20 protein-coding genes are annotated in these 20,370 nt (G+C 63.7%); 14 read left to right on the top strand and 6 right to left on the bottom strand.

What is annotated here, in order from left to right:
* Positions 1-14: 14 nt before the first annotated feature.
* A complete protein-coding gene (locus GOX53_RS15005; protein WP_171177709.1) occupies positions 15-665 on the bottom strand; it encodes a histidine phosphatase family protein in 651 nt (216 codons plus the stop codon).
* Positions 666-832: 167 nt separating this feature from the next.
* Here GOX53_RS15005 and GOX53_RS15000 point away from each other — a divergent pair, with 167 nt between their 5' ends.
* Both GOX53_RS15000 and GOX53_RS14995 read left to right on the top strand, forming a co-directional pair.
* Entirely contained in the window at positions 833-2,008 is a 1,176-nt protein-coding gene (locus GOX53_RS15000) for a Zn-dependent hydrolase (RefSeq protein ID WP_171177707.1), read from the top strand.
* 96 nt (positions 2,009-2,104) lie between these two features.
* Positions 2,105-2,809 carry an SGNH/GDSL hydrolase family protein gene (locus GOX53_RS14995; protein ID WP_171177705.1) on the top strand — a complete coding sequence of 235 codons (705 nt, stop codon included), beginning with the start codon at positions 2,105-2,107 and terminating at the stop codon, positions 2,807-2,809.
* Between the two features lie 69 nt (positions 2,810-2,878).
* Here GOX53_RS14995 and GOX53_RS14990 read toward each other — a convergent pair whose 3' ends face one another.
* Both GOX53_RS14990 and GOX53_RS14985 read right to left on the bottom strand, forming a co-directional pair.
* Positions 2,879-3,580, bottom strand: coding sequence for a response regulator transcription factor (locus tag GOX53_RS14990; protein ID WP_171177703.1), 702 nt, complete (start codon positions 3,578-3,580; stop codon positions 2,879-2,881).
* The gene (locus tag GOX53_RS14985; protein ID WP_171177885.1) at positions 3,580-5,445 is read right to left on the bottom strand and encodes a PAS-domain containing protein; all 1,866 of its coding nucleotides are present in this window, start codon (positions 5,443-5,445) and stop codon (positions 3,580-3,582) included. Before GOX53_RS14985 ends, GOX53_RS14990 begins: the two co-directional genes overlap by 1 nt.
* Before the next feature lie 288 nt (positions 5,446-5,733).
* Between GOX53_RS14985 and GOX53_RS14980 the strand changes: the two genes are divergently transcribed.
* The 12 genes from GOX53_RS14980 to GOX53_RS14925 all read left to right on the top strand — a co-directional run bounded on the left by GOX53_RS14980 (position 5,734) and on the right by GOX53_RS14925 (position 18,674).
* Positions 5,734-7,707 (top strand): AMP-binding protein, encoded by a 1,974-nt coding sequence (locus GOX53_RS14980; RefSeq protein WP_171177701.1) that lies wholly within the window; start codon positions 5,734-5,736, stop codon positions 7,705-7,707.
* A gap of 78 nt (positions 7,708-7,785) precedes the next feature.
* A complete protein-coding gene (locus GOX53_RS14975) occupies positions 7,786-8,604 on the top strand; it encodes an ABC transporter ATP-binding protein (RefSeq protein ID WP_171177699.1) in 819 nt (272 codons plus the stop codon).
* Positions 8,597-9,214 carry a hypothetical protein gene (locus GOX53_RS14970; protein ID WP_171177698.1) on the top strand — a complete coding sequence of 206 codons (618 nt, stop codon included), beginning with the start codon at positions 8,597-8,599 and terminating at the stop codon, positions 9,212-9,214. The genes GOX53_RS14975 and GOX53_RS14970 overlap by 8 nt, the downstream gene beginning before the upstream one ends.
* On the top strand, positions 9,214-10,200 hold the full coding sequence (locus tag GOX53_RS14965) for a branched-chain amino acid ABC transporter permease (RefSeq protein WP_171177696.1): 987 nt from the start codon (positions 9,214-9,216) through the stop codon (positions 10,198-10,200). The genes GOX53_RS14970 and GOX53_RS14965 overlap by 1 nt, the downstream gene beginning before the upstream one ends.
* Before the next feature lie 195 nt (positions 10,201-10,395).
* Positions 10,396-10,653 (top strand): hypothetical protein, encoded by a 258-nt coding sequence (locus GOX53_RS14960; RefSeq protein WP_171177694.1) that lies wholly within the window; start codon positions 10,396-10,398, stop codon positions 10,651-10,653.
* A 3-nt stretch (positions 10,654-10,656) separates the two neighbouring features.
* Positions 10,657-11,733: a branched-chain amino acid ABC transporter permease gene (locus GOX53_RS14955; protein WP_171177692.1), complete on the top strand. Its 1,077-nt coding sequence runs from the start codon at positions 10,657-10,659 to the stop codon at positions 11,731-11,733.
* A gap of 73 nt (positions 11,734-11,806) precedes the next feature.
* Complete coding sequence (locus tag GOX53_RS14950; protein ID WP_171177690.1) at positions 11,807-13,090, top strand: ABC transporter substrate-binding protein; 1,284 nt, start codon at positions 11,807-11,809, stop codon at positions 13,088-13,090.
* A gap of 112 nt (positions 13,091-13,202) precedes the next feature.
* Positions 13,203-14,036 carry an ABC transporter ATP-binding protein gene (locus GOX53_RS14945; protein ID WP_171177688.1) on the top strand — a complete coding sequence of 278 codons (834 nt, stop codon included), beginning with the start codon at positions 13,203-13,205 and terminating at the stop codon, positions 14,034-14,036.
* Between the two features lie 4 nt (positions 14,037-14,040).
* Entirely contained in the window at positions 14,041-14,574 is a 534-nt protein-coding gene (locus tag GOX53_RS14940) for a hypothetical protein (protein WP_171177686.1), read from the top strand.
* Positions 14,571-15,791: a phenylacetate--CoA ligase family protein gene (locus GOX53_RS14935; protein WP_171177685.1), complete on the top strand. Its 1,221-nt coding sequence runs from the start codon at positions 14,571-14,573 to the stop codon at positions 15,789-15,791. The genes GOX53_RS14940 and GOX53_RS14935 overlap by 4 nt, the downstream gene beginning before the upstream one ends.
* 51 nt (positions 15,792-15,842) lie before the next feature.
* Complete coding sequence (locus tag GOX53_RS14930; protein ID WP_254446576.1) at positions 15,843-16,769, top strand: alpha/beta fold hydrolase; 927 nt, start codon at positions 15,843-15,845, stop codon at positions 16,767-16,769.
* Positions 16,770-17,006: 237 nt separating this feature from the next.
* Complete coding sequence (locus GOX53_RS14925) at positions 17,007-18,674, top strand: iron ABC transporter permease (RefSeq protein ID WP_171177682.1); 1,668 nt, start codon at positions 17,007-17,009, stop codon at positions 18,672-18,674.
* A gap of 81 nt (positions 18,675-18,755) precedes the next feature.
* On the opposite strand, the gene GOX53_RS14920 is transcribed toward GOX53_RS14925, so the two are convergent.
* From GOX53_RS14920 to GOX53_RS14910, 3 genes are read right to left on the bottom strand one after another with little or no spacing between them, the layout of a single operon-like run.
* The gene (locus tag GOX53_RS14920) at positions 18,756-19,199 is read right to left on the bottom strand and encodes a DMT family transporter (RefSeq protein ID WP_171177681.1); all 444 of its coding nucleotides are present in this window, start codon (positions 19,197-19,199) and stop codon (positions 18,756-18,758) included.
* Positions 19,196-19,711, bottom strand: a complete 516-nt coding sequence (locus GOX53_RS14915) for a GNAT family N-acetyltransferase (RefSeq protein WP_171177679.1) — start codon at positions 19,709-19,711, stop codon at positions 19,196-19,198. The genes GOX53_RS14920 and GOX53_RS14915 overlap by 4 nt, the downstream gene beginning before the upstream one ends.
* Positions 19,708-20,262 (bottom strand): helix-turn-helix domain-containing protein, encoded by a 555-nt coding sequence (locus GOX53_RS14910; protein ID WP_171177677.1) that lies wholly within the window; start codon positions 20,260-20,262, stop codon positions 19,708-19,710. The genes GOX53_RS14915 and GOX53_RS14910 overlap by 4 nt, the downstream gene beginning before the upstream one ends.
* Positions 20,263-20,370: the final 108 nt, after the last annotated feature.

Genomic DNA, 20,370 nt, shown 5'->3' with positions numbered 1-20,370 from the left:
CCAAGCCTCCTGCCTTACAAATGGGTTTGCGCGAATTGCCGCTCTGGCGGTTCCAGATGCGGGACGGCGTTGAACAGCACCGGGCTCAGATGCGCGCCAATCGGGTAGAGACGATGCATCGACGTGTTCATGATGGCAAGGGCGACCCGCGCCATTGACGGGATGTCCAGCCCCATCGCCTGCCGCATCACCATCGAGATCAGCCCGCCCGAAGTCACCACGATGGCCGGTCCGCCCTCGGTCCCGATCTCGCCCAACGCGTCGCGGACGCGGGTTTCGAACTGGTCGAAACTTTCGGGCGGGTCGGCGATCTCGCCCCGCGACCAGGCCACGAACGTGCGCGGCAGGTGATCGACAAACCCCTCGCGGTCGTCGGGAATGGCGACGCCGTGCTGCTCCTCGAAGCGCTGAGCGAGGGCGAAATACTCGATCTCGTTCAGCCGCGCGTCCTGCACCGGATCCGCCAGCCCCATGCTGGCCGCGGTTTCCAGATGCCGGGTCAGGGTGCCGCAATAGACCCGCGTGTGATGCGACCGCGTCTCGGCCAGATGCTCGCCCAGCCAGCGGGCCTGCTGGTGGCCCAGATCGCTGAGGCGGTCATAGCTCTCTTCGTCGCGCGCCTCGGTATTGGCCTGACCGTGGCGGACAAGGGTGATGTGGGACATGTGTGCTCCTCTTGGCGCCAAGTCTTAGGCGAGGTTTCGGGGATGGGCCAGAGGGGTTTGGAGGCCGCTTGCGCGAAATTGTCAGCGTGGGCGTTTGTGGTGCCTTGCGGGAGCCTCCGGCGGGGATATTTTCAAACAGAAGAAGCAGGGGAGGCGAAAGGTTCGATATGGCGGTGAATGCGGAACGGTTTCTGGCGGATTTGCACAAGTTGCGGTCGTTTGGCGCCTCAGGCGTGGGCAAGGGCGTGGTACGGCCTGCCTATAGTGAGGCTGACATCGCCGCGCGGCGCTGGCTGGCGGGGCGGATGGAGGAGGCCGGGCTGCAGGTCAGGTTCGATCCGGTCGGTAACCTTTTTGGTCTGGCGGAGGGGCCATCGCTGCTCATGGGCTCGCATTCCGACAGCCAGCCCGAGGGCGGCTGGCTCGATGGCGCGCTGGGTGTGATCGCGGCGCTGGAGGTGGCGCGATCCTCGGATCGGCCGGTTTCGGTGGTCAGCTTTCAGGATGAAGAGGGGCGGTTTGGGGTCACCACCGGCTCGGCGATCTGGTCGGGGCATCTGCCGCTGGACCAGGCGGATGGGCTGGCCGATCACGCCGGTATCCGTTTCGGTGCCGCGCGGACGGCGATGGCGGATCTGGCGGGTGATTTCGTCGACCCGGGCCAGTTCTCCGGTTTTGTCGAGATGCATATCGAGCAGGGGCCGACGCTGGACACCGAAGACGATCAGATTGGCGTGGTCACCGATATCGTCGGCATCCGCGACATGAAGATCACCTTCGATGGCCAGCAGAACCACGCGGGCACCACGCCCATGCATCTGCGCCGCGACGCGTTTCAGGCGCTGTCGCGGTTCAATTCGCTGATCAACGAGCGGTTCCGCAACGTGGTCACGCCGCGCACGGTCTGGACCATCGGCCATGTATCACTGCATCCCAATGCGTCCTCCATCGTGCCGGGGCGGGCGCAGTTCTCGATGCAGTGGCGCGACGGCGATGCCGGGAGATTGGCGCGGATGGAGGAGATCATTCGCCAAACAGCCGAGGAGGTGGCCGGGGATATGGGGCTGGAGTTCGGCCCGCTGCTGGGGCTGGAGCCGGTGGCGATGGACGACCGCCTGAAAGCCGCGCTGGAGCATGGGGCCGAGGCAATGGCACCCGGGCGGTGGCGGCACATGCCGTCGGGCGCGCTGCACGACGCTACCAATGTCTCGCGCCTGATGCCGGTGGCGATGCTGTTCGTTCCGTCCATTGGCGGCATCAGCCACGATTTTGCCGAGGACACGGATGAGGCGGATCTGGTGGCCGGATTGAAGGTGTTGGATAAAGCGACTCAAAGGTTGTAGTTTGTAATCTTAATCATCTCATGATTGTTAAACTTTCCGAGCTGTGATCCAATTTGCGTTAACGGAATCACAATTCTTTTTGCGCAGCTTGGTCCCATGACTTTTGATCGCCTTAAACCCCTTTTGCTTACTCTCATTGCCGCCCTGCCGCTGACGGCCTGTCAGGAATCGTTCAGCCAGAACAGTGGCGCCCGAATTCTGGCCGTGGGAGATTCTCTGATGGCCTGGAATGCGGTCTGGGGCAGTTCGATCTCTGACACGATTGAGCAGGAGTTGGGTGAGGCCGTCGTGGATCGCTCGGTCGCCGGCGCCTGGATGCAAATCCGCCCGGATGCCGAGGACCAGAAAGGCTTCAACATTCCCTACCAGTACGTCAAGGGCGACTGGGATTGGGTGGTGGTCAATGGCGGCGGCAATGACCTGCTGTTCGGATGTGGATGCGGGCGCTGCGACCGGATCATGAACCGGATGATTTCCGCGGACGGTTCGACCGGACAGATACCGGATTTTCTGCGCCGCATTCGGGATGACGGCGCCAGGGTGCTGTATACCGGTTATCTGCGCAGCCCCGGCCTGCTAACCCCAATCGACCATTGCAAATCCGAAGGCGATGAGTTGGAGGCGCGGATCGCGCGGTTGGCACAGCAGGAAAAGGGTATCGAATATGTGTCGATGCAGGATGTGGTGCCACGTGGCGGGCTGTTCTATTTCGCGCCTGATTTGATCCATCCGTCCCCCCGTTCCAGCCACCTGATCGGCAAACGGCTGGCCGCGATGATCCGCAGGATCGAGGCGCAGTAGTCCGGCGCTCGGGGTTCTTGCGGTGCGCTATTCCGAAGGAATTGCCTGCAAGCTGCCAAAAGCAGGGGGTCAGCGCCAACTCACATCGCCCAGAAAGATATAACCCGCGCCGTAGATCGTCTTGATCAGCCGGGGGTTTTTCGGGTCCTCGCCCAGCTTGGTGCGCAGCCGCGAGATGCGGACGTCCATCGCCCGGTCAAAGCTCTCACCCGCCGCACCGCCCAGCATCTCCTGCATCTGGGCGCGGCTGATCAGGCGTTTGGGACTTTCCAGAAACAGGCGCAGCACTTCGCCCTCGGCATGGCTGAACGGGGTTTCGCCGCCCGTGTCATCCTCCAGCACGTAACGGTCGAAATGCGCGGTCCAGCCGTTGAAGAGCGCAGTGTCGCCCCCCTGCGCGACCGGGCGTGGGCTGCGCAGTCGGGCGCGGATGCGGGCCACGACCTCGGCCGGATCGAAGGGTTTGGTGATGTAGTCGTCGGCGCCCAGCTCCAGTCCGGTCACCCGGTCCTGCACCTGCGCCCGGCCCGAGATGATGATCACCGCCGCGCCCTGTTCCAGAGCCAGCCGGTGCACCAGCGCCAGCCCGTCGGTATCGGGCAGCGACAGATCGACCAGGCACACATCCGGCGTCACCCGCTTTAGCGAGGCTTCAAACTCGCGCGCGCGGGCAAAGCTCTGGGTGCGAAACCCCGCCTCTTCCAGCGCATCCGTCAGGATCTGCCGGATTTCGGGTTCGTCGTCGAGAATGGTCACCAGCGGTTGGGTCATCAGGCGGCCTCGGTCCGGATCAGCGCAGAGAGTTGCGCGCGCGAGAAGGGTTTGCGCAGAACCGGCCCCTGCGCAAGGGCCTCGCGGTGCAGCGGATCGGACAGCGGCAGCGAGGTCATCAGCACGCAGGGCAGGCCGGGTTTCAGGCGGCGGATCAGATCCAGCCCGGTGCCGGCGCCCTCCAGTCTGATATCCGACAGCACCAGCGAGATATCCTCGAGATCGGCGGCCAGCGCGCAGGCCTCATCGGCCGAGGTCGCCTCGATCACCGAATGGCCCAGATCGACTAGCATGTCGCGGAACTGGCTGCGCAACTCGTCATTGTCCTCGACCAGCAATGCCAGCCCGCCGTGGGTCGCCGGTGCCGGACGATAAGGCAGGCGCAGCATCACCGACGCGCCCGAGGGCGTGTTGCGCAGTTGCAGATCGCCGCCTGCCAGCTTGACCATGTCATAGACCATCGGCAGGCCCAGCCCCGAACCCTCGCTGCCCTTGGTGGTAAAGAACGGGTTCAGCGCCTTGTCCAGTGCTTCGGCGGAAAAGCCCGGGCCAGTATCGCCGACGGTGATCTCGATCCAGATCCGCCCGATGGCGTGGGCGCTGACCGTGATCTGCCCGTTGGTGCCGCAGGCATCGCGGGCGTTCAGTACTAGGTTCAGCAGCGCGTCCTGCAACATGCCCGGGTCCAGCATCAGCGCCTCGTCCGGCATGTGGTTGACCACCGACAGGCCCATCCCGCGCGGCAGCGAGGGCGAGGCGAGGATCTTGAGATCCTCTAGCACCCCGCGCATATCCGTCGCTTGCGGCTGCAGGATGCGGTTGCCGGTCATGTCGGCGATCCGGTTCAAAAGCTGCCCGCCGCGCCGCGCCGTCTGCTGCGTGGCTGTGACCAGTTCGGCGGCCTCATCGGGCAGATCCATCCGCTCCAGCCTGCTCTGCATCCCCAGAATGATGGTCAGCAGGTTCGAGAAATCATGCGCCAGCCCGCTGGTCATCTGCGCTGCCAGCGCCCGCCGCCGCGACTGCTGCAGCGCCACGCGGGCCTGGGTTTCCTCGGTGACGTCCATCGACAGGATATAGACCCCGCCCGCCTGATCCGGCGTGAACGAGACCCGGATGCGGCGCTGATCGTGATCCTCGGTAAACTCGAAGACCGAGTTGCGCCCGCCATAGGCCTTTTGCAGATGCGGCGCGATGCGGGCAAAGGCCGAGGGCCCCAGCGCCTCCGAGATATGCAGACCCACGATATCCGACGGCCTCCCCGGCATCACCGCGCTCAGCCGCCGGTTGGAATAGGTATAGTGCCCGTCGGCGCCCACATGGGCGATATGGGCGGGCATCATCTCGGTGGTCAGGCGGGTGCGCGACTCGATCTCGGTCAGTTGCCGCTTGGCCTCTTCCAGCGCGGTGATGGTGGCAGCCAGCTTGCGGTTGGTGGCCGACAGTTCCTCGGCATGAGTCAGCAGCTGATCCGAAAGCTCCTCGGACCGGGCGCGCAGCAGCTCCTCGGCCTGTTTTGTTCGGGTGATGTCGGTATAGACCGCGACCCAGCCGCCCTGCGGCAGCGGCGCCCCCTCGACCGAGATCACCATCCCGTTGGGGCGGATGCGTTCCATGTAATGCGGCTCGAACGCCAGCGCCTGATCCACCCTCACTTGTACGGCGTCCTCGATATCCCTGACCGGGCCATACTCGCCCTGTGTGGCCAGATGGCGGATGGTGTCGGAAAACGCGGCCCCGGGACGAACCAGATGATCGGGCAGATCGAACATCTCCTGAAACCGGCGGTTGCTGAGCACCAGTTTCAGATCGTTGTCATAGATCGACAGGGCCTGCCCGATCAGGTTCAGCCCCGCGGTCGTCATTGCCTTGATGCGCTGGTTGGAAATGTCCAATGCCGTTCTCCCCGGGACATAGGCCTAGCACCGGATGTGCGCCGGGGGTAGGGGCCTTTCGGTCGCTGCCCGCGCGGGACATGGGCAGGTGTAACAGGCAGCCACCCGCCTGCGCGAAGGCTGTTACAATTCGTAAGATTTGGGAAAACATCAGGAAAAAGTTGACGCCGACCGTTGAGGCCGTCCCTAATCGGGGCAGAATCGCATCGGCGATCGCGTTCGGTCCGGGATGGGGCCGGAAAGGGGAGGAGAAAGACATTGGCTCAGACGCAGTCGGGCGCCGGAGGGTTGCAATCCCTACCGGCACTGCTTCATCGCAACGCGACCCAGTTCGGGGATGCTCCGGCCTATCGGGAAAAGGAATTCGGCATCTGGCAGAGCTGGACCTGGGCTGAAACCGCGAAAGAGATCGAGGCACTGGCGCTGGGCCTGATCAATCTCGGCGTGAACGAGGGCGATTTCGTCGCCATCATCGGCCGCAACCGCCCCTATCTCTATTGGTCCATGGTCGCCGTGCAATCGGTTGGTGCGGTGCCGGTGCCGGTCTATCAGGACGCGGTCGCCGAAGAGATGGCCTATGTGCTGGGCCATTGCGGTGCGCGTTTCGTGATCGCCAGCGATCAGGAGCAGGTCGACAAGGTGATTGAGGTGCAGGACGAACTGCACCAGCTGGAGCATGTGCTCTACCTCGACCCGCGCGGCCTGCGCAAATACGACCATCACACGCTGCACCAGTATTCCCATGTGCAGGATCAGGGCCGCGCCGCGCGGGATGAGTGGATCACCGACCTGCAGGACCGTCAGGCCAAGCTGACTTATGAAAGCACCTGCGTGATGCTCTACACCAGCGGAACGACCGGCAAGCCCAAGGGCGTGGTGCTGTCCAACCGCAACGTGATCGAAAGCGCCAAGAACTCGGCGGATTTCGACCATCTGACCCGGGGCGAGAACATCCTGTCCTACCTGCCGATGGCCTGGGTGGGCGATTTCATCTTTTCCATCGGCCAGGCCTATTGGTGCGGCTTCTGCGTGAACTGCCCGGAAAGCCAGGACACGATGATGACCGATCTGCGCGAGATCGGGCCGACCTATTTCTTCGCCCCACCGCGCGTATTCGAGACCCAACTGACCAATGTGATGATCCGGATGGAGGATGCGGGCGCGCTGAAGCGCCGGATGTTCCACCACTTCCTCGGCCACGCCAAGAAGGTCGGCGGCGACATTCTGGACGGCAATCCGGTCGGGTTCATGGACCGGCTGAAATATCAGCTGGGCAACCTGCTGGTTTACGGACCGCTCAAGGACACTCTGGGCTACAGCCGTATTCGTGTGGGCTATACGGCGGGCGAGGCGATCGGGCCCGAGATCTTCGACTTCTACCGCTCGCTCGGCATCAACCTCAAACAGCTCTATGGTCAGACTGAGGCGACGGTGTTCATCACCGTGCAGCCCGATGGCGAGGTGCGCGCCGACACCGTGGGCGTTCCGGCCCCGGACGTGGAAATCAGGATCGACGACAAGGGCGAGATCCACTACCGCTCGCCCGGGGTGTTCGTGGAATACTACAAGAACCCCGAATCCACCGCCTCGACCAAAGATGCCGAGGGCTGGGTTGCCACCGGTGATGCCGGTTTCATCGAGGAAGGCAGCGGCCATCTGCGCATCATCGACCGCGCCAAGGATGTGGGAAAGATGGCCAACGGCTCGATGTTCGCGCCGAAATATGTCGAGAACAAGCTCAAGTTCTATCCCGACATTCTTGAGGTCGTGCTGTTCGGCAACGGCAAGGACCGCTGCGCGGCCTTCATCAATATAGACCTGACGGCGGTCGGAAACTGGGCCGAGCGCAACAACATCGCCTATGCCTCGTATCAGGAACTGGCGGGCCATCCCAAGGTGCTGGCGTCGATCCAGAGTCATGTGGAAGAGGTCAACCGCTCGGTCGCGGCGGACGAGATGCTGTCGGGCTGTCAGGTGCACCGCTTCGTGGTGCTGCACAAGGAACTGGATGCCGATGACGGCGAAATCACCCGCACCCGCAAGGTGCGCCGGGGGTTCGTCGAGGACAAATACGACGACATCATCACCGCGCTCTATGATGGGTCGGACACGATCTCGACCACGACCGAGGTGACCTATGAGGACGGCCGCAAGGGCTCGATCAGCGCGACGCTGAACATCGTCGATGCCGCGGTCGTGCCGGTGGCACAGCACAAGGTGGCGGCGGAATGAGGTCCGGCCGTGCGCCGCTCGACCTGCGGTCATCGCCCCGCCCGCCGTCCCGTTTCCGCGCAGTTCAGGGAGTAGCCGATGCTTGATGCATCCGAAGGATATGTCACCGAGGACGGCCGCAAGATCGGCGGCGTGGTGATGGAGATGAAGAACATCACCCTGCGGTTCGGCGGCGTGGTGGCGATCAAGGATATCTCGTTCGACATCCGCGAGGGTGAGATCCGCGCGATCATCGGACCCAACGGGGCAGGCAAGTCCTCGATGCTGAACGTGATCTCGGGGTTCTATGTCCCGCAGGAGGGTGAGGTCTGGTTCCGGGGCGCCAAACGCCCGCAGATGCGCCCCTATGAGGTGGCGCGGCAGGGCATCGCCCGGACGTTCCAGAACATCGCCCTGTTCGAGGGCATGAGCGTGCTGGACAACGTGATGACCGGGCGGCTCAACTACATGAAAACCAACATCTTTCAGCAGGCTTTGTGGATGGGCAAGGCCGAGCGGGAAGAGACCGAGAACCGCGAAATGGTCGAGAAGGTCATCGACTTTCTGGAAATCCAGCACATCCGCAAGACACCGGTCGCGCGCCTGCCCTACGGGCTGAAAAAGCGCGTGGAACTGGCCCGGGCGCTGGCCGCCGAGCCCAAGCTGCTGCTGCTGGATGAGCCCATGGCGGGCATGAATGTCGAAGAGAAAGAGGACATGTCCCGCTTCATCCTCGACGTGAATGACGAGTTCGGCACCACCATCGCGCTGATCGAGCATGACATGGGCGTGGTGATGGACCTGAGCGACCGGGTCGTGGTGATGGATTACGGCAAGAAGATCGGCGACGGCACGCCAGACGAGGTGCGCAACAACCAGGAAGTCATCGACGCCTATCTGGGGGTGAGCCATGACTGAAGCGGGGTGCGTGAACGCGCAGACAGTTGCCAGAAGGTCTCGGTGCGCGTGCATTGCGGCGTTCCTTGCCCTTACAGTTGCAGTGCCAGCCAAGTCATCGGATTTGGCCGACGAGGTCTTTGACGCATTTTCTGAAACCTGCTTTTCGCAGTTGAACAATTCTGCGATATCCGTGAACCCAACGGTCACAGCATTCACCCGCGAACAGATATCCGAACTTTCCAGAAATTTGGGATTTTCCGAGGAACCGGACGCTGTCTGGGTGCCGCCAAGTGGGAACTGGTTTCAGGTCCAAATGCGCCTGGATCAGCCCGGAAACTGCTCGATCATGACCATGCGTGTGCCCGTCGAACAGGCCAAGGACCAATGGAACAGAAAATTCTCGGCAAACACGTCAGAATTTCGCAGCAACTCGCGTGCGAAGATCCAGATGCGTGGCGATGAGAGCCATACCGTGAACGGGTGGGCAAGTCGCCCGCAGAATGGCGGTTTTTTGCAAATCAGTATGTCGGGCTGGGAGGCGCAGGAACGCCATCTCGTGGGACTGTACGCGGTCAAGACCGGGAAAACTCCGGCGTCTTGTGATCTTTGGCAGGGAGAATGCGAATAATGCCTGAACAACTCGTATTCGCGATGGAGGTCATCCTGAACGGCCTGATGGCCGGGGTGCTCTATGCGCTGGTGGCTCTGGGCTTTGTGCTGATCTACAAGGCGTCCGGGATCTTCAACTATGCCCAAGGCGTGATGGCGCTGTTTGCGGCGATGACTCTGGTGGGGATCATGCAGGGGCAGGTGCCGTTTGCGCATCTGATCAACGCGATCTTCGGCGGGCATGTCACGCATTTCGGCTGGAACATACCCGGCGCTCTGGCCATCCTGCTGACCATGTCGGTGATGGTGCTGCTGGCCTGGGCGGTGCAGCGCTTCGTGATGCGGCATCTGGTGGGGCAGGAGCCGATCATCCTGTTCATGGCCACCATCGGTCTAGCCTATTTCCTCGAAGGCGTGGCCGACCTGATGTGGGGCTCCGAGATCAAGACGCTGGATGTGGGCCTGCCGCAGGGCATCAACCTGTGGATCGACGAGACCACGTTCAACATCTTCGGCTATGGCTTCTTCATCGACAATCTGGACATCGTGGCCACCGTCATCGCGGCGCTGCTGGTGGCGGCCCTTGTGGCGTTCAGCCAATACACCAAGCAGGGCCGGGCGATGCGCGCAGTGGCGGACGACCATCAGGCGGCGCTGTCGGTGGGCATTTCGCTGAACTTCATCTGGATCATGGTCTGGTCGGTCGCGGGCTTCGTGGCGCTGGTCGCGGGCATCATGTGGGGCACCAAGTCGGGTGTGCAGTTCTCGCTGAGCCTCATCGCGCTCAAGGCGCTGCCGGTGCTGATGCTGGGCGGGTTCACCTCGATCCCTGGCGCCATCGTCGGCGGGCTGATCATCGGGGTGGGCGAGAAGCTGTTCGAATTCGCAATCGGTCCCTTGGTGGGCGGCGCCACCGAGAACTGGTTCGCCTATGTGCTGGCGCTGATCTTCCTGGTGTTCCGCCCGCAGGGTCTGTTCGGGGAGAAGATCATTGAAAGAGTTTAGGCACAGATTGATGTTTGCATCGGCTGTGTCCTGCCTCGCAGCCGTGATTTCCGGTTTCTCGGTCCACTCAAATGGTGGGCACCGGGGGCCGGGGGCGGAGCCTGCGCCCGATTTGTTGGGAACAATCGCGATTATGGGCGCCGCCGCTGCGGCCATGTTCCTACTGATGCTTTGGGTAACAGGGTGGGGATCGAGATGAACAAGCTGATCGCCATCGTCAATGTCATCGCCTGGGCGGGGTTCTGGGCTTTCGGTTACCTCGCTGTCACCGCCGAAGGGCTGACCGATACCCAGCTTGTCGTTGCCGCGGTTCTTGCCTTCGCCGGGCTGGTCACGGGCGTCGTGGCCTACATGAAGCTGGTGCGGGTCACCGAGCAGAGCGGCTACGCCAAGTCGTCGAAACAACTGGATGCCGCGGCCCGCGAGCGGGCGCAGGAAGAATGGGGAAAGTAAGCCATGTTCTACCGTGAAGCCGGAGATTTCAAAGTCTCCTACAGGGATGACAGCCAGACCTTTCCAATCAGGTTCGACCGGTACCGGTATTACTTCGTGCTGGCCGTAGCCTTTGGCATCATCCCCTTCTTCATCAACGACTACTGGGCCAACGCGCTGCTGCTGCCGTTCCTGATCTACGCCATCGCGGCGATCGGGCTGAACATCCTGGTGGGTTATTGCGGGCAGGTCTCGCTGGGCACCGGCGGGTTCATGGCCGTGGGGGCCTATGCCTGCTACAAGCTGATGACCGCGCTTCCCGATGTCTCCATGTTCATCCACGTGATCCTTGCGGGCGGCATCACTGCTCTGGTGGGGGTCCTGTTCGGCCTGCCAAGCTTGCGGATCAAGGGCTTCTACCTCGCCGTGGCCACGCTGGCGGCGCAATTCTTCCTTGTCTGGCTCTTCAACCGGGTGCCGTGGTTCTACAACTACTCGGCCTCGGGCCAGATCAACGCGCCTGAGCGTGACGTGTTCGGCATCATCATCACCGGCCCCAACGCGCCGGCCTGGGCCACCTACTTGTTCTGCCTGATCTTCCTGACGGTCTGCGCGCTGATCGCCCGCAACCTGACACGCGGCACCACCGGCCGGAGCTGGATGGCGATCCGCGACATGGACATCGCCGCCGAGATCATCGGGGTGAACCCGCTCAAGGCCAAGCTGACCGCCTTTGCCGTCAGCTCCTTCTTCGTCGGCGTCTCGGGGGCGCTGTTTTTCTCGGTCTATCTGGGCGCGGTCGAGGTCGGTGAGGCCTTTGGCATCCAGAAATCGTTCCTGGTGCTGTTCATGGTGATCATCGGCGGGCTGGGCTCGATCTTCGGCTCGTTTGCCGGGGCGGCGTTCCTGGTGCTGCTGCCGGTGGTGCTCAAGGTGGTGGGGGCCGACATGCTGGGCTGGCCCACCGATATCGTGGCGCATCTGCAGCTGGTGATCGTGGGCGCGCTGATCGTCATGTTCCTGATCCTCGAACCGCACGGGCTGGCGCAGCTGTGGCGCGTGGCCAAGGAAAAACTCAGGCTCTGGCCCTTCCCGCACTAGGGCCGCCGACATCGAAGGGGGCCGCTGGAGAGCCCCGACCCAACATCGGACAAACCAAGGGAGGAGAAACCCGATGAACAAGAAACTGGCAACCGTGGCGCTGAGCGCCCTGATGGCCGCAGGCCCGGCGATGGCCGACCTCGTGTTCCCGTCGCTCAGCTATCGCACCGGCCCCTATGCTGCGGGCGGTATCCCGTTTGCGGATGGCTATGCCGACTATTTCACCCTGCTGAACGAGCGCGATGGCGGCATCGGCGGCGTTCCGATCAAGGTGATCGAATGCGAAACCGGCTATAACACCGAAAAAGGCGTGGAGTGCTACGAATCCACCAAGGGCGAAGGCGCGCTGGTCTATCAGCCGCTCTCGACCGGGATCACCTATCAGCTGATTCCCAAAGCCACGGTGGATGATATTCCGATCCATTCGATGGGCTATGGCCGCACCTCGGCCAAGAACGGCACCGTGTTCAGCCACACCTTCAACTATCCCGCCAACTACTGGGATGGCGCTTCGGGCGCGGTCAACTACCTGCTGGACGAAAACGGCGGCGACCTGAGCGGCAAGAAAATCGCGCTGGTCTACCACAACTCGGCCTATGGCAAAGAACCGATCCGCACGCTCGAGGAACTGTCCAAGAAGCACGGCTATGAACTGGTCGCGCTGCCGGTCGACCACCCGGGGCAGGAGCAGAAGTCGCAGTGGCTGCAAATCCGCCGTGACCGTCCCGACTATGTCCTGATGTGGGGCTGGGGCGTGATGAACCAGGTTGCGGTGCAGGAAGCCGCGAACATCCGCTTCCCGATGGAGAACTTCATCGGCATCTGGTGGTCGGGCGCCGAGCATGACGTCATGCCCGCCGGCGAAGCCGCCAACGGCTACAAGGCGTTGACCTTCCACAATGTGGGCACCGACTTCCCGGTCTTTGAAGACCTCAAGACCCACGTGATCGACGCGGGCAAGGCGGCCGGTGCGGGCGATCAGGTCGGTACCGTGCTCTACAACCGGGGTCTCTATGCCGCGATGCTGGCGGCGGAAGCCGCCAAGAAGGCGCAGGAAATCCACGGCACCGCCGACATCACGTCTGCAATGATGCGGGACGGGATGGAAGCGCTGGAGATGACCGAAGCCAAGATGACCGAACTGGGCCTGCCCAACTTTGGTCCGGCGTTCTCGGTTACCTGCGAAAACCACGGCGGCGACGCGCTGGTTGGTGTGACCCAGTGGGATGCGGCCAACAAGACATGGTCGCTGATCTCCGACTTCAAACCCACCGATGGCGAAGTGATCGGTGCATTGATCGAAGAAGATTCCGGCGCCTACGCCTCGGAAAACAACATCTCGGCGGGCTGCAATTAAGCCGAGCCTGCCCCGGCCCGGCGCCGGGACGGACAAACACCAGGGGCGGCAGGTGCCTTGCCGCTCCGAACCGGACAAGTCCTGCAAGGGACAGGCATGAGGACGAACGCTGATGCTGGATGCGGCAAATACCACCGACGTGCAGGCCGACACCCTGCTTGAGGTCAACAATATCGAGGTGATCTACAACCACGTGATCCTCGTGCTCAAGGGCGTCAGCCTCACCGTGCCCAAGGGCGGCATCACCGCCCTGCTCGGCGGCAATGGCGCGGGCAAGACCACCACGCTCAAGGCGGTGTCGAACCTGCTGCATTCCGAACGGGGCGAGGTCACCAAGGGCTCGATCAAGTATCGCGGCCAGAGCGTGCATGAAAGCGACCCGGCCGATCTGGTCGAGAAAGGCGTGATCCAGGTGATGGAGGGGCGCCACTGCTTCGAACACCTGACCGTCGAGGAAAACCTGCTGACCGGCGCCTACACGCGCAAGGACGGCAAGGCCAACATCCAGCAGGATCTGGAACTGGTCTACAACTATTTCCCCCGCCTCAAGGAACGCCGTCGCTCTCAGGCCGGCTATACCTCGGGCGGCGAGCAGCAGATGGTGGCGATGGGCCGCGCGCTGATGTCCAGGCCCGAGACCATCCTGCTGGACGAACCTTCGATGGGTCTGGCGCCGCAGCTGGTCGAGGAGATCTTCGGCATCGTGAAGGACCTCAACGAGAAAGAGGGCGTATCCTTCCTGCTTGCCGAGCAGAACACCAACGTGGCGCTGCGCTTTGCCCATTACGGCTACATTCTGGAATCGGGGCGCGTGGTGATGGACGGCCCCGCCGCCGAACTGCGCGAGAACCCGGACGTCAAGGAGTTTTACCTCGGCATGTCGGACGAGGGGCGCAAAAGCTTCCGCGACGTGCGCTCCTACCGCCGCCGCAAGAGGTGGTTGTGAGCCAATGACAGATCCAGTCACCCTCGCGGATTTCATAGGTCTCTACGAAAAAGAGTATCTGCTTCTCGTGAAGACCTACGAGGATTACAACAATCAGAGCCTCCTGATTAAAGGGTGGAGCGTCACCGTCGGCATGGCGTCGATCCTGGCGGCCTATCTTGCAAAACCGCCCGACCGTCCGGGCCGTCTGGCCGTGCTGATCGCTGCCTGCTCGGTCCTGCCGTTCCTTGCTCTTGACACCTTGTGGAAGGCGCTTCAGCATGGGTATCTGCTGCGCATCGACGAAATCGAAGAGGTTTTGCGTCAAGTTGTCCAAAACCCGCAGGTCGAATTGTCGAAACTCTCGACACAGCCACTGCAAGGGTTTGAAACCTGGGCAAACGGCTTCGACAAGGTTTCTCTGTCAGGTTACCTCAAGGCGTTCTGGAACAGCACGGTGCTGCTTCCGCACATCATGATCATCGGCTTCGGAATACTCCTTGCCTGGCGCTTTCCTCCCAAACCCGCTCAGCAGACAGCTCAGGGAAACTTGTCATGACGACCGTTCACTATGATGCCCTCGAGACCCGCAGCGCGGATCAACGCGCGGCGGACATAGCCAAGGCACTGCCCGAACAGATCGCGCGGGCCAAGGCCGCGCCCGGCTTTGCCGCGCTGGCAGATGCCGACCCCGCCGCCGTCACCAGCCCCGAGGCGCTGGCCGCCCTGCCGGTACTGCGCAAGTCCGAGCTTAGCCGAGCACAGGCCGAGCATCCGCCCTTTGGCGGCTTCACGGTCAAACCCGCGCATGGGTTCGCGCATATCTTCCAGTCCCCGGGTCCGATCTATGAACCGGGCGGGGTGGATCACGACTGGTGGCGCATGGGCCGGTTCCTGCACGCCGCCGGGATCGGGCAGGGCGATATCGTGCAGAACTGCTTTGGCTACCACCTGACCCCTGCGGGCATGATCTTTGAAAACGGCGCCCGTGCTGTCGGTGCCGCCGTGCTGCCCGCCGGCACCGGCCAGACCGAGCTGCAGGTGAGCGCCGCCCGCGATGTGGGCTGTACGGCCTACGCGGGCACGCCGGATTACCTCAAGGTGATCCTCGACAAGGCCGACGAGATGGGCGTGGCGCTCAGCTTCTCCAAGGCCGCCGTGGGGGGCGGGGCGCTGTTCCCGTCCCTGCGTCAGGAATATGCCGACCGTGGCATTACCTGTCTGCAAAGCTATGCCACCGCCGATCTGGGCAACATCGCCTATGAAAGCCCGGCGATGGAGGGGATGATCGTGGACGAGCACGTCATCGTCGAGATCGTCACCCCCGGCACCGGCACCCCCGTGGCCCCCGGCGAGGTGGGTGAGGTCGTGGTGACCTCGCTGAACCCCGACTATCCACTCATTCGCTTCGCCACTGGCGACCTGTCGGCGATGATGCCGGGGCAGAGCCCTTGCGGCCGCACCAACATGCGGATCAAGGGCTGGATGGGCCGCGCCGATCAGACCACCAAGATCAAGGGCATGTTCGTGCGCCCCGAGCAAGTGGCCGCGCTGGTCGAGAAACACGACGAGATCGTCAAGGCCCGCGTCATCGCCTCGCGCCAGGGCGAGATGGACGCCATGACCGTCCAGATCGAAAGCCCCTGCGGCAATGACGACGCCTATGCCAGATCGGTGGTCGAGGTACTGAAGCTCAAAGGCGCGGTCGAGGTCGTGGCCCCCGGCTCCCTGCCCAAGGACGGGCTGGTGATCGAGGATCAGCGCGTCTACGACTGACCGGTTCGGCCCTGGCCGCCCCGCTTGCCATCGCCCCGATCCAAGGTATCCTTGGCCGATGACAGGGGCGGCGCGATGATGCGGGTGATGAGGGTTCTGTCGATACTGGGCCTGCTCTTGGGCTGTTCCGCCCCGCATCCCCGGCCGCCATCCGCACCCGACCCTTTTGTCTATCGGCAGGAAGAACTGGCCCGGGCGCACAGCATCGTGTTCCTGCTGCCGGGCGTCTTGACCCCCGGCCAGATCTTCGACCCGGTCCGGTCCTGGGCGCCGTCGGGCTATGCGCCGGTCTACTACCGGTTTCCCGGCATGGACGGAGCGCCGTCGAATTACGATCTGGTCATATCTCAGGCCGCGGCCGAGATCGCCGCCTTTGCCAATCGCCACCCCGGCAAGAAAATCCGGCTGATCGGCTATTCGACCGGCGCCCCCATCGCCCTGATCGCCGCGGCCGGGATCGATCGCGACGACACCCGCGTGGCGGCGATGTCCTCAGCAGTCGAGCACGCAGGCGGCCTGCGCACCGCGCTGAACGGTGCCGCCGATATCCTTGCGGCGGCTCTTCGCAGCGGCAGTCTCGACCTCAACCGGGTCTGGCTGGAGTATTACAAGACCCTCCTGTTCGGCCGCGACGGGCTGCGCGACCCCGACCGGCGCAAACGAGCCACGCAGCTGCTCGAGCAGGAGCGTGACAGGTTGATCCAGCCCGACATTGCGCTCAGCCGCGCACAGACCCGCGATCTGCGCCGTTGGCGCCTGCCTCCGGTGCCGGTGCTGGATGCCGACCGGATCCGGTTCTTTGTCGGGACCAGCGATCCGGTTTTCCGCCCTACCCAGACCCGGCGCTTCGCCCGCAAGCTCGGTAGCCCGCGCATCCTGGGCTATCCCGGCCATGGGCATGTCCTGTTCGTGTCCCGGCCCGAAGTCTTCGACGATATCCGCGCGTTCTTCGAGGAGCCCGGGATCAGGGACCATTAAGCCCGTCCGCGATCATCATCGAAAAGAGCGAGATCAGTAGCGCGTCGCTGAATACCGGCCAACCGACCGTCCGGGGCATCCTGAAATCGAAAGATCCATGCACGCTTTCGGCCCGGCCCCGGCTCTGCTGCGGTGGCATTTTTTGGCCCTGGCCATGCGATTGCGCGGCAGGGGCACTGGTATTTCCGACCAATCTGGTCGAATAAGAGGCAAAGGCAATCCCGCAACCGACCCGCCATGGCCGATATCGAGTATTCAGAACAGGGCTCACGCCACCGCAACGCGCTTGGAACACGGGTGCTGGGCGGGATCGCCTTTGCCGTGGCGGCGGCCTGCCTGCTGCCGATGCTGGCCGTGGCGCTGGCGGCGATCACCGGCGGCACCGACACGATCTCGCACCTGATCAGAACGGTGCTGCCCGGCTATGCGCTGACCACGCTGCTGCTGGTGGGGCTGGTGGCCTGTGGCACCTTCTGTCTGGGCGTGGGCGCGGCCTGGCTGGTGACCATGACCCGCTTTCCCGGCGTCCGCCTGATGGAGATCGCGCTGGTTCTGCCGCTGGCCTTTCCCGCTTACGTGCTGGCCTATGCCTATACTTTCGTGCTGGATCACCCCGGCATCGTGCAATCCACGCTCCGGCAGGTGACCGGCTGGGGTCCGCGCGACTACTGGTTCCCCGAGATCCGCTCGACCGAGGGCGCCGCGATCATGCTGATCCTCGTGCTCTATCCTTACGTCTATCTGCTGGCCCGCGCGGCGTTCCTGCAGCAGAGCGCCACCGCCTTCCTTGCGGCCCGCGCGCTGGGGTCGAGCCCGTGGTCGGCTTTCTGGAAGGTCTCGCTGCCGATGGCGCGCCCGGCCATTGCCGGCGGTGTTCTGCTGGCGGTGATGGAGACCATCGCCGATTTCGGCACCGTCGCCTATTTCGGCGTCCAGACCTTTGCCACCGGCATCTACACCAGCTGGTTCTCGATGGCCGACCGGGCGGCGGCGGCGCAGCTGGCGCTGTGCCTGCTCAGCTTCGCGCTGCTGCTTGCGGTGATCGAGCGCACCCAGCGCGGCAAGGCGAAATACTACCAGTCGGGCAAGCGGCACGCGGCGATGCCCGCGTCCGAGCTTCACGGCTGGCAGGCGGTCGCCGCGTTCATCCTGTGCGCCATTCCGGTGGTGCTCGGCTTTCTGCTGCCGGTGGTGATCCTGGTGCAGATGGGGATGGATTCGGAACAGAACTTGCTGTCGAAGCGCTATGTCGGCTTCATCCGCAACTCGCTGACACTGGCCGGAACCGCCGCCTTTGTCACCGTCTGCGCTGCCATATGCGTGGGGTTCTTCCAGCGCCTGAAACCGGGCCGCAACTCGGCCACAGCGGCTTATCTGGCGCGGCTCGGCTACGCGGTGCCCGGAGGCGTCATCGCCGTGGGCCTGATCGTGCCCTTCGCCGCCTTCGACAACACGCTGGACGCGTGGATGCGGGCGACGTTCGACATCTCCACCGGGCTTTTGCTCACCGGCTCGATCTGGCTGCTGGTCGCGGCCTATATGGTGCGGTTTCTGGCAGCGGCACTGGGGGCCTATGAAGGCGGGCAGAGCATGGTGCATTCCAACATGGACGCCGCCGCCCGCTCGCTTGGTCAAACCCCGTTCGGCACCCTGCGCCGGGTGCATCTGCCGATCCTGACGCCCTCGCTGCTGACGGCGCTGCTGATCGTGTTTGTCGACGTGATGAAGGAACTGCCCGCGACGCTGATCATGCGCCCCTTCAACTTCGACACGCTGGCGGTGCAGGCCTACCGGCTGGCCTCGGATGAAAGGCTCGAAGGGGCGGCGGTGCCATCGCTGGCCATCCTCGCCGTGGGGCTGCTGCCGGTGATCCTGATCTGCCGTCAGGTCGGGCGCAACCGTTAGCGGCTGGCGAAAAAGGCGTTTGGAAACGCCTTGAAGCGGTTTGCAAACCGCTTAAGCCGCTTGCAAGCGGCTTCGCCCGTGTCATCGCCAGACCACCAACACCGCCCCGGCACCCACCATTGCCAGCCCCACCAGATTAGCCACCGAGAACTCCCGCGCCGCCATCCCAAACGCTCCCGCCCGGTCATAGGCATAGCTTGCCGCAAGCTGCCCCAGGATCACGCAGACCATGTACGAGGCCACGCCCAGCCGTGGCACGGCGAGGATCGAGACCAGCACCACATAGACCCCGATCAACCCGCCAGCCCAGACCCAAAGGGGCACCGCCGCCATCTCCGCGCGCCGGGGAAATGGGCCGCCCAGGCCTGCAAGCAAGGCCAAAAGCGCCAGCGCCCCAACGGCAAAGGCCAGCATCGACGCCTGTACCGGCCCGCCCAGCATCCCGGCCATGCGGGTATAGATCGGCCCCTGCGCCGCGATCAGCGCGCCGCCCGCGATCACGGCGAGGACCAGAACCCCGATCACGCCAGCACCTTATAGAGATAGGTGGTCGGCTCATAGAGCTCCTCGAACGTGTTGCGGCAATAGTTCGGGATCTCTCCGGCCACTTGGAACCCCAACCCCTGATACAGCGCCTGCGAGGGGTCGCCGCTGCGCGTATCCAGTACCAGCAGCGTCTTGCCCAGCTCTCGCGCCCGCGCCTCGAGCGCCTGCATCAGGGCCCGGCCCAGCCCCTGCCGCCGTGCGTCGGGATGCACCAGCAGCTTGGCCACATCTGCGCGGTGCGGCTGGTTTGGCATCGCCGCCATGGCCAGATGCACCGTTCCCACGACCCGCCCACCATAGCAGGCCGCAAACAGCTCGACCCCGCGCCCCACGGATGGAAACACCTGGTCCGCCCAATAGGCCCGCGCCTCTGACACCGGGAAGGGCAGGACGAACCCCACGCTGGCGCCCGCCTGCACGCAGTCCCGCAACAGGCCGGTCAAATCCTCCAGCGCCTCCGGCAGCGCCGCGCGCTCCAACCGCCGGATCAAATCAGCACCAGCATGTACCGCGCTCCGCGGCCCGGAGCGGTCACGAACTCGGTCGTGCCTGACAGGTGATAGCGCAGGCAGTCGCCGCCGCTCAGCGCATGCGGCACGCCATCCACGGTCAGGGTCAGCGCCCCGTCGAGCATGATCAGATGGTGCTCCTGCCCCGGTTTCGGAGGCGCGTCATAGGCGATCCGCGTACCCGGCGGCAGGTGGCATTCCAGCACCTCACCGCTCAGCCCCCCGGCAGGCGGCGACACTGAGCGGCGGGTATAGCCGGTCTCGGGATCGGTCCACTCGGTCTGCCGCTCGTAGGGCACCTTGGGCGCAAAGGTCTCCTCGACCATCATCATCAGCCGCGACATCGGCAGGCCATAAGCGGCACACAAACGTCCCAGGCTTTCGGCGGTCGGGCTCACCTCACCCTTTTCCATGCGCGACAGGGTCGCCCGGCTCAGCCCGCTCTGCGCGGCAAGTTGGTCCAGCGACCAGCCGCGCCCCTGCCGCAGTTCCTTCAGCCGCAGTGACAGGCGGTGGGAGAGGTCATCCAGCATATCTCATATCCGAAATAGATTCTCATATCCGGAAATGCTGCGCTGAACTGGAATGGAAAGCAAACAGAAAAGGGCGCAGAGAATTCCTCTGCGCCCAAGACTGCCTGA

Source organism: Ruegeria sp. HKCCD8929 (assembly GCF_013031405.1).
Taxonomy (GTDB): Bacteria; Pseudomonadota; Alphaproteobacteria; order Rhodobacterales; family Rhodobacteraceae; genus Ruegeria.
This window is presented reverse-complemented; position numbering and strand designations above follow the sequence as displayed.

What these genes read in the sequence shown, in the direction of transcription:
- GOX53_RS15005 (WP_171177709.1), bottom strand. Translation starts at nt 665, where the DNA reads ATGTCCCACATCACCCTTGTCCGCCACGGTCAGGCCAATACCGAGGCG.
- GOX53_RS15000 (WP_171177707.1), top strand. Translation starts at nt 833, where the DNA reads ATGGCGGTGAATGCGGAACGGTTTCTGGCGGATTTGCACAAGTTGCGG.
- GOX53_RS14995 (WP_171177705.1), top strand. Translation starts at nt 2,105, where the DNA reads ATGACTTTTGATCGCCTTAAACCCCTTTTGCTTACTCTCATTGCCGCC.
- GOX53_RS14990 (WP_171177703.1), bottom strand. Translation starts at nt 3,580, where the DNA reads ATGACCCAACCGCTGGTGACCATTCTCGACGACGAACCCGAAATCCGG.
- GOX53_RS14985 (WP_171177885.1), bottom strand. Translation starts at nt 5,445, where the DNA reads ATGACGACCGCGGGGCTGAACCTGATCGGGCAGGCCCTGTCGATCTAT.
- GOX53_RS14975 (WP_171177699.1), top strand. Translation starts at nt 7,786, where the DNA reads ATGCTTGATGCATCCGAAGGATATGTCACCGAGGACGGCCGCAAGATC.
- GOX53_RS14970 (WP_171177698.1), top strand. Translation starts at nt 8,597, where the DNA reads ATGACTGAAGCGGGGTGCGTGAACGCGCAGACAGTTGCCAGAAGGTCT.
- GOX53_RS14965 (WP_171177696.1), top strand. Translation starts at nt 9,214, where the DNA reads ATGCCTGAACAACTCGTATTCGCGATGGAGGTCATCCTGAACGGCCTG.
- GOX53_RS14960 (WP_171177694.1), top strand. Translation starts at nt 10,396, where the DNA reads ATGAACAAGCTGATCGCCATCGTCAATGTCATCGCCTGGGCGGGGTTC.
- GOX53_RS14955 (WP_171177692.1), top strand. Translation starts at nt 10,657, where the DNA reads ATGTTCTACCGTGAAGCCGGAGATTTCAAAGTCTCCTACAGGGATGAC.
- GOX53_RS14950 (WP_171177690.1), top strand. Translation starts at nt 11,807, where the DNA reads ATGAACAAGAAACTGGCAACCGTGGCGCTGAGCGCCCTGATGGCCGCA.
- GOX53_RS14945 (WP_171177688.1), top strand. Translation starts at nt 13,203, where the DNA reads ATGCTGGATGCGGCAAATACCACCGACGTGCAGGCCGACACCCTGCTT.
- GOX53_RS14940 (WP_171177686.1), top strand. Translation starts at nt 14,041, where the DNA reads ATGACAGATCCAGTCACCCTCGCGGATTTCATAGGTCTCTACGAAAAA.
- GOX53_RS14935 (WP_171177685.1), top strand. Translation starts at nt 14,571, where the DNA reads ATGACGACCGTTCACTATGATGCCCTCGAGACCCGCAGCGCGGATCAA.
- GOX53_RS14925 (WP_171177682.1), top strand. Translation starts at nt 17,007, where the DNA reads ATGGCCGATATCGAGTATTCAGAACAGGGCTCACGCCACCGCAACGCG.
- GOX53_RS14910 (WP_171177677.1), bottom strand. Translation starts at nt 20,262, where the DNA reads ATGCTGGATGACCTCTCCCACCGCCTGTCACTGCGGCTGAAGGAACTG.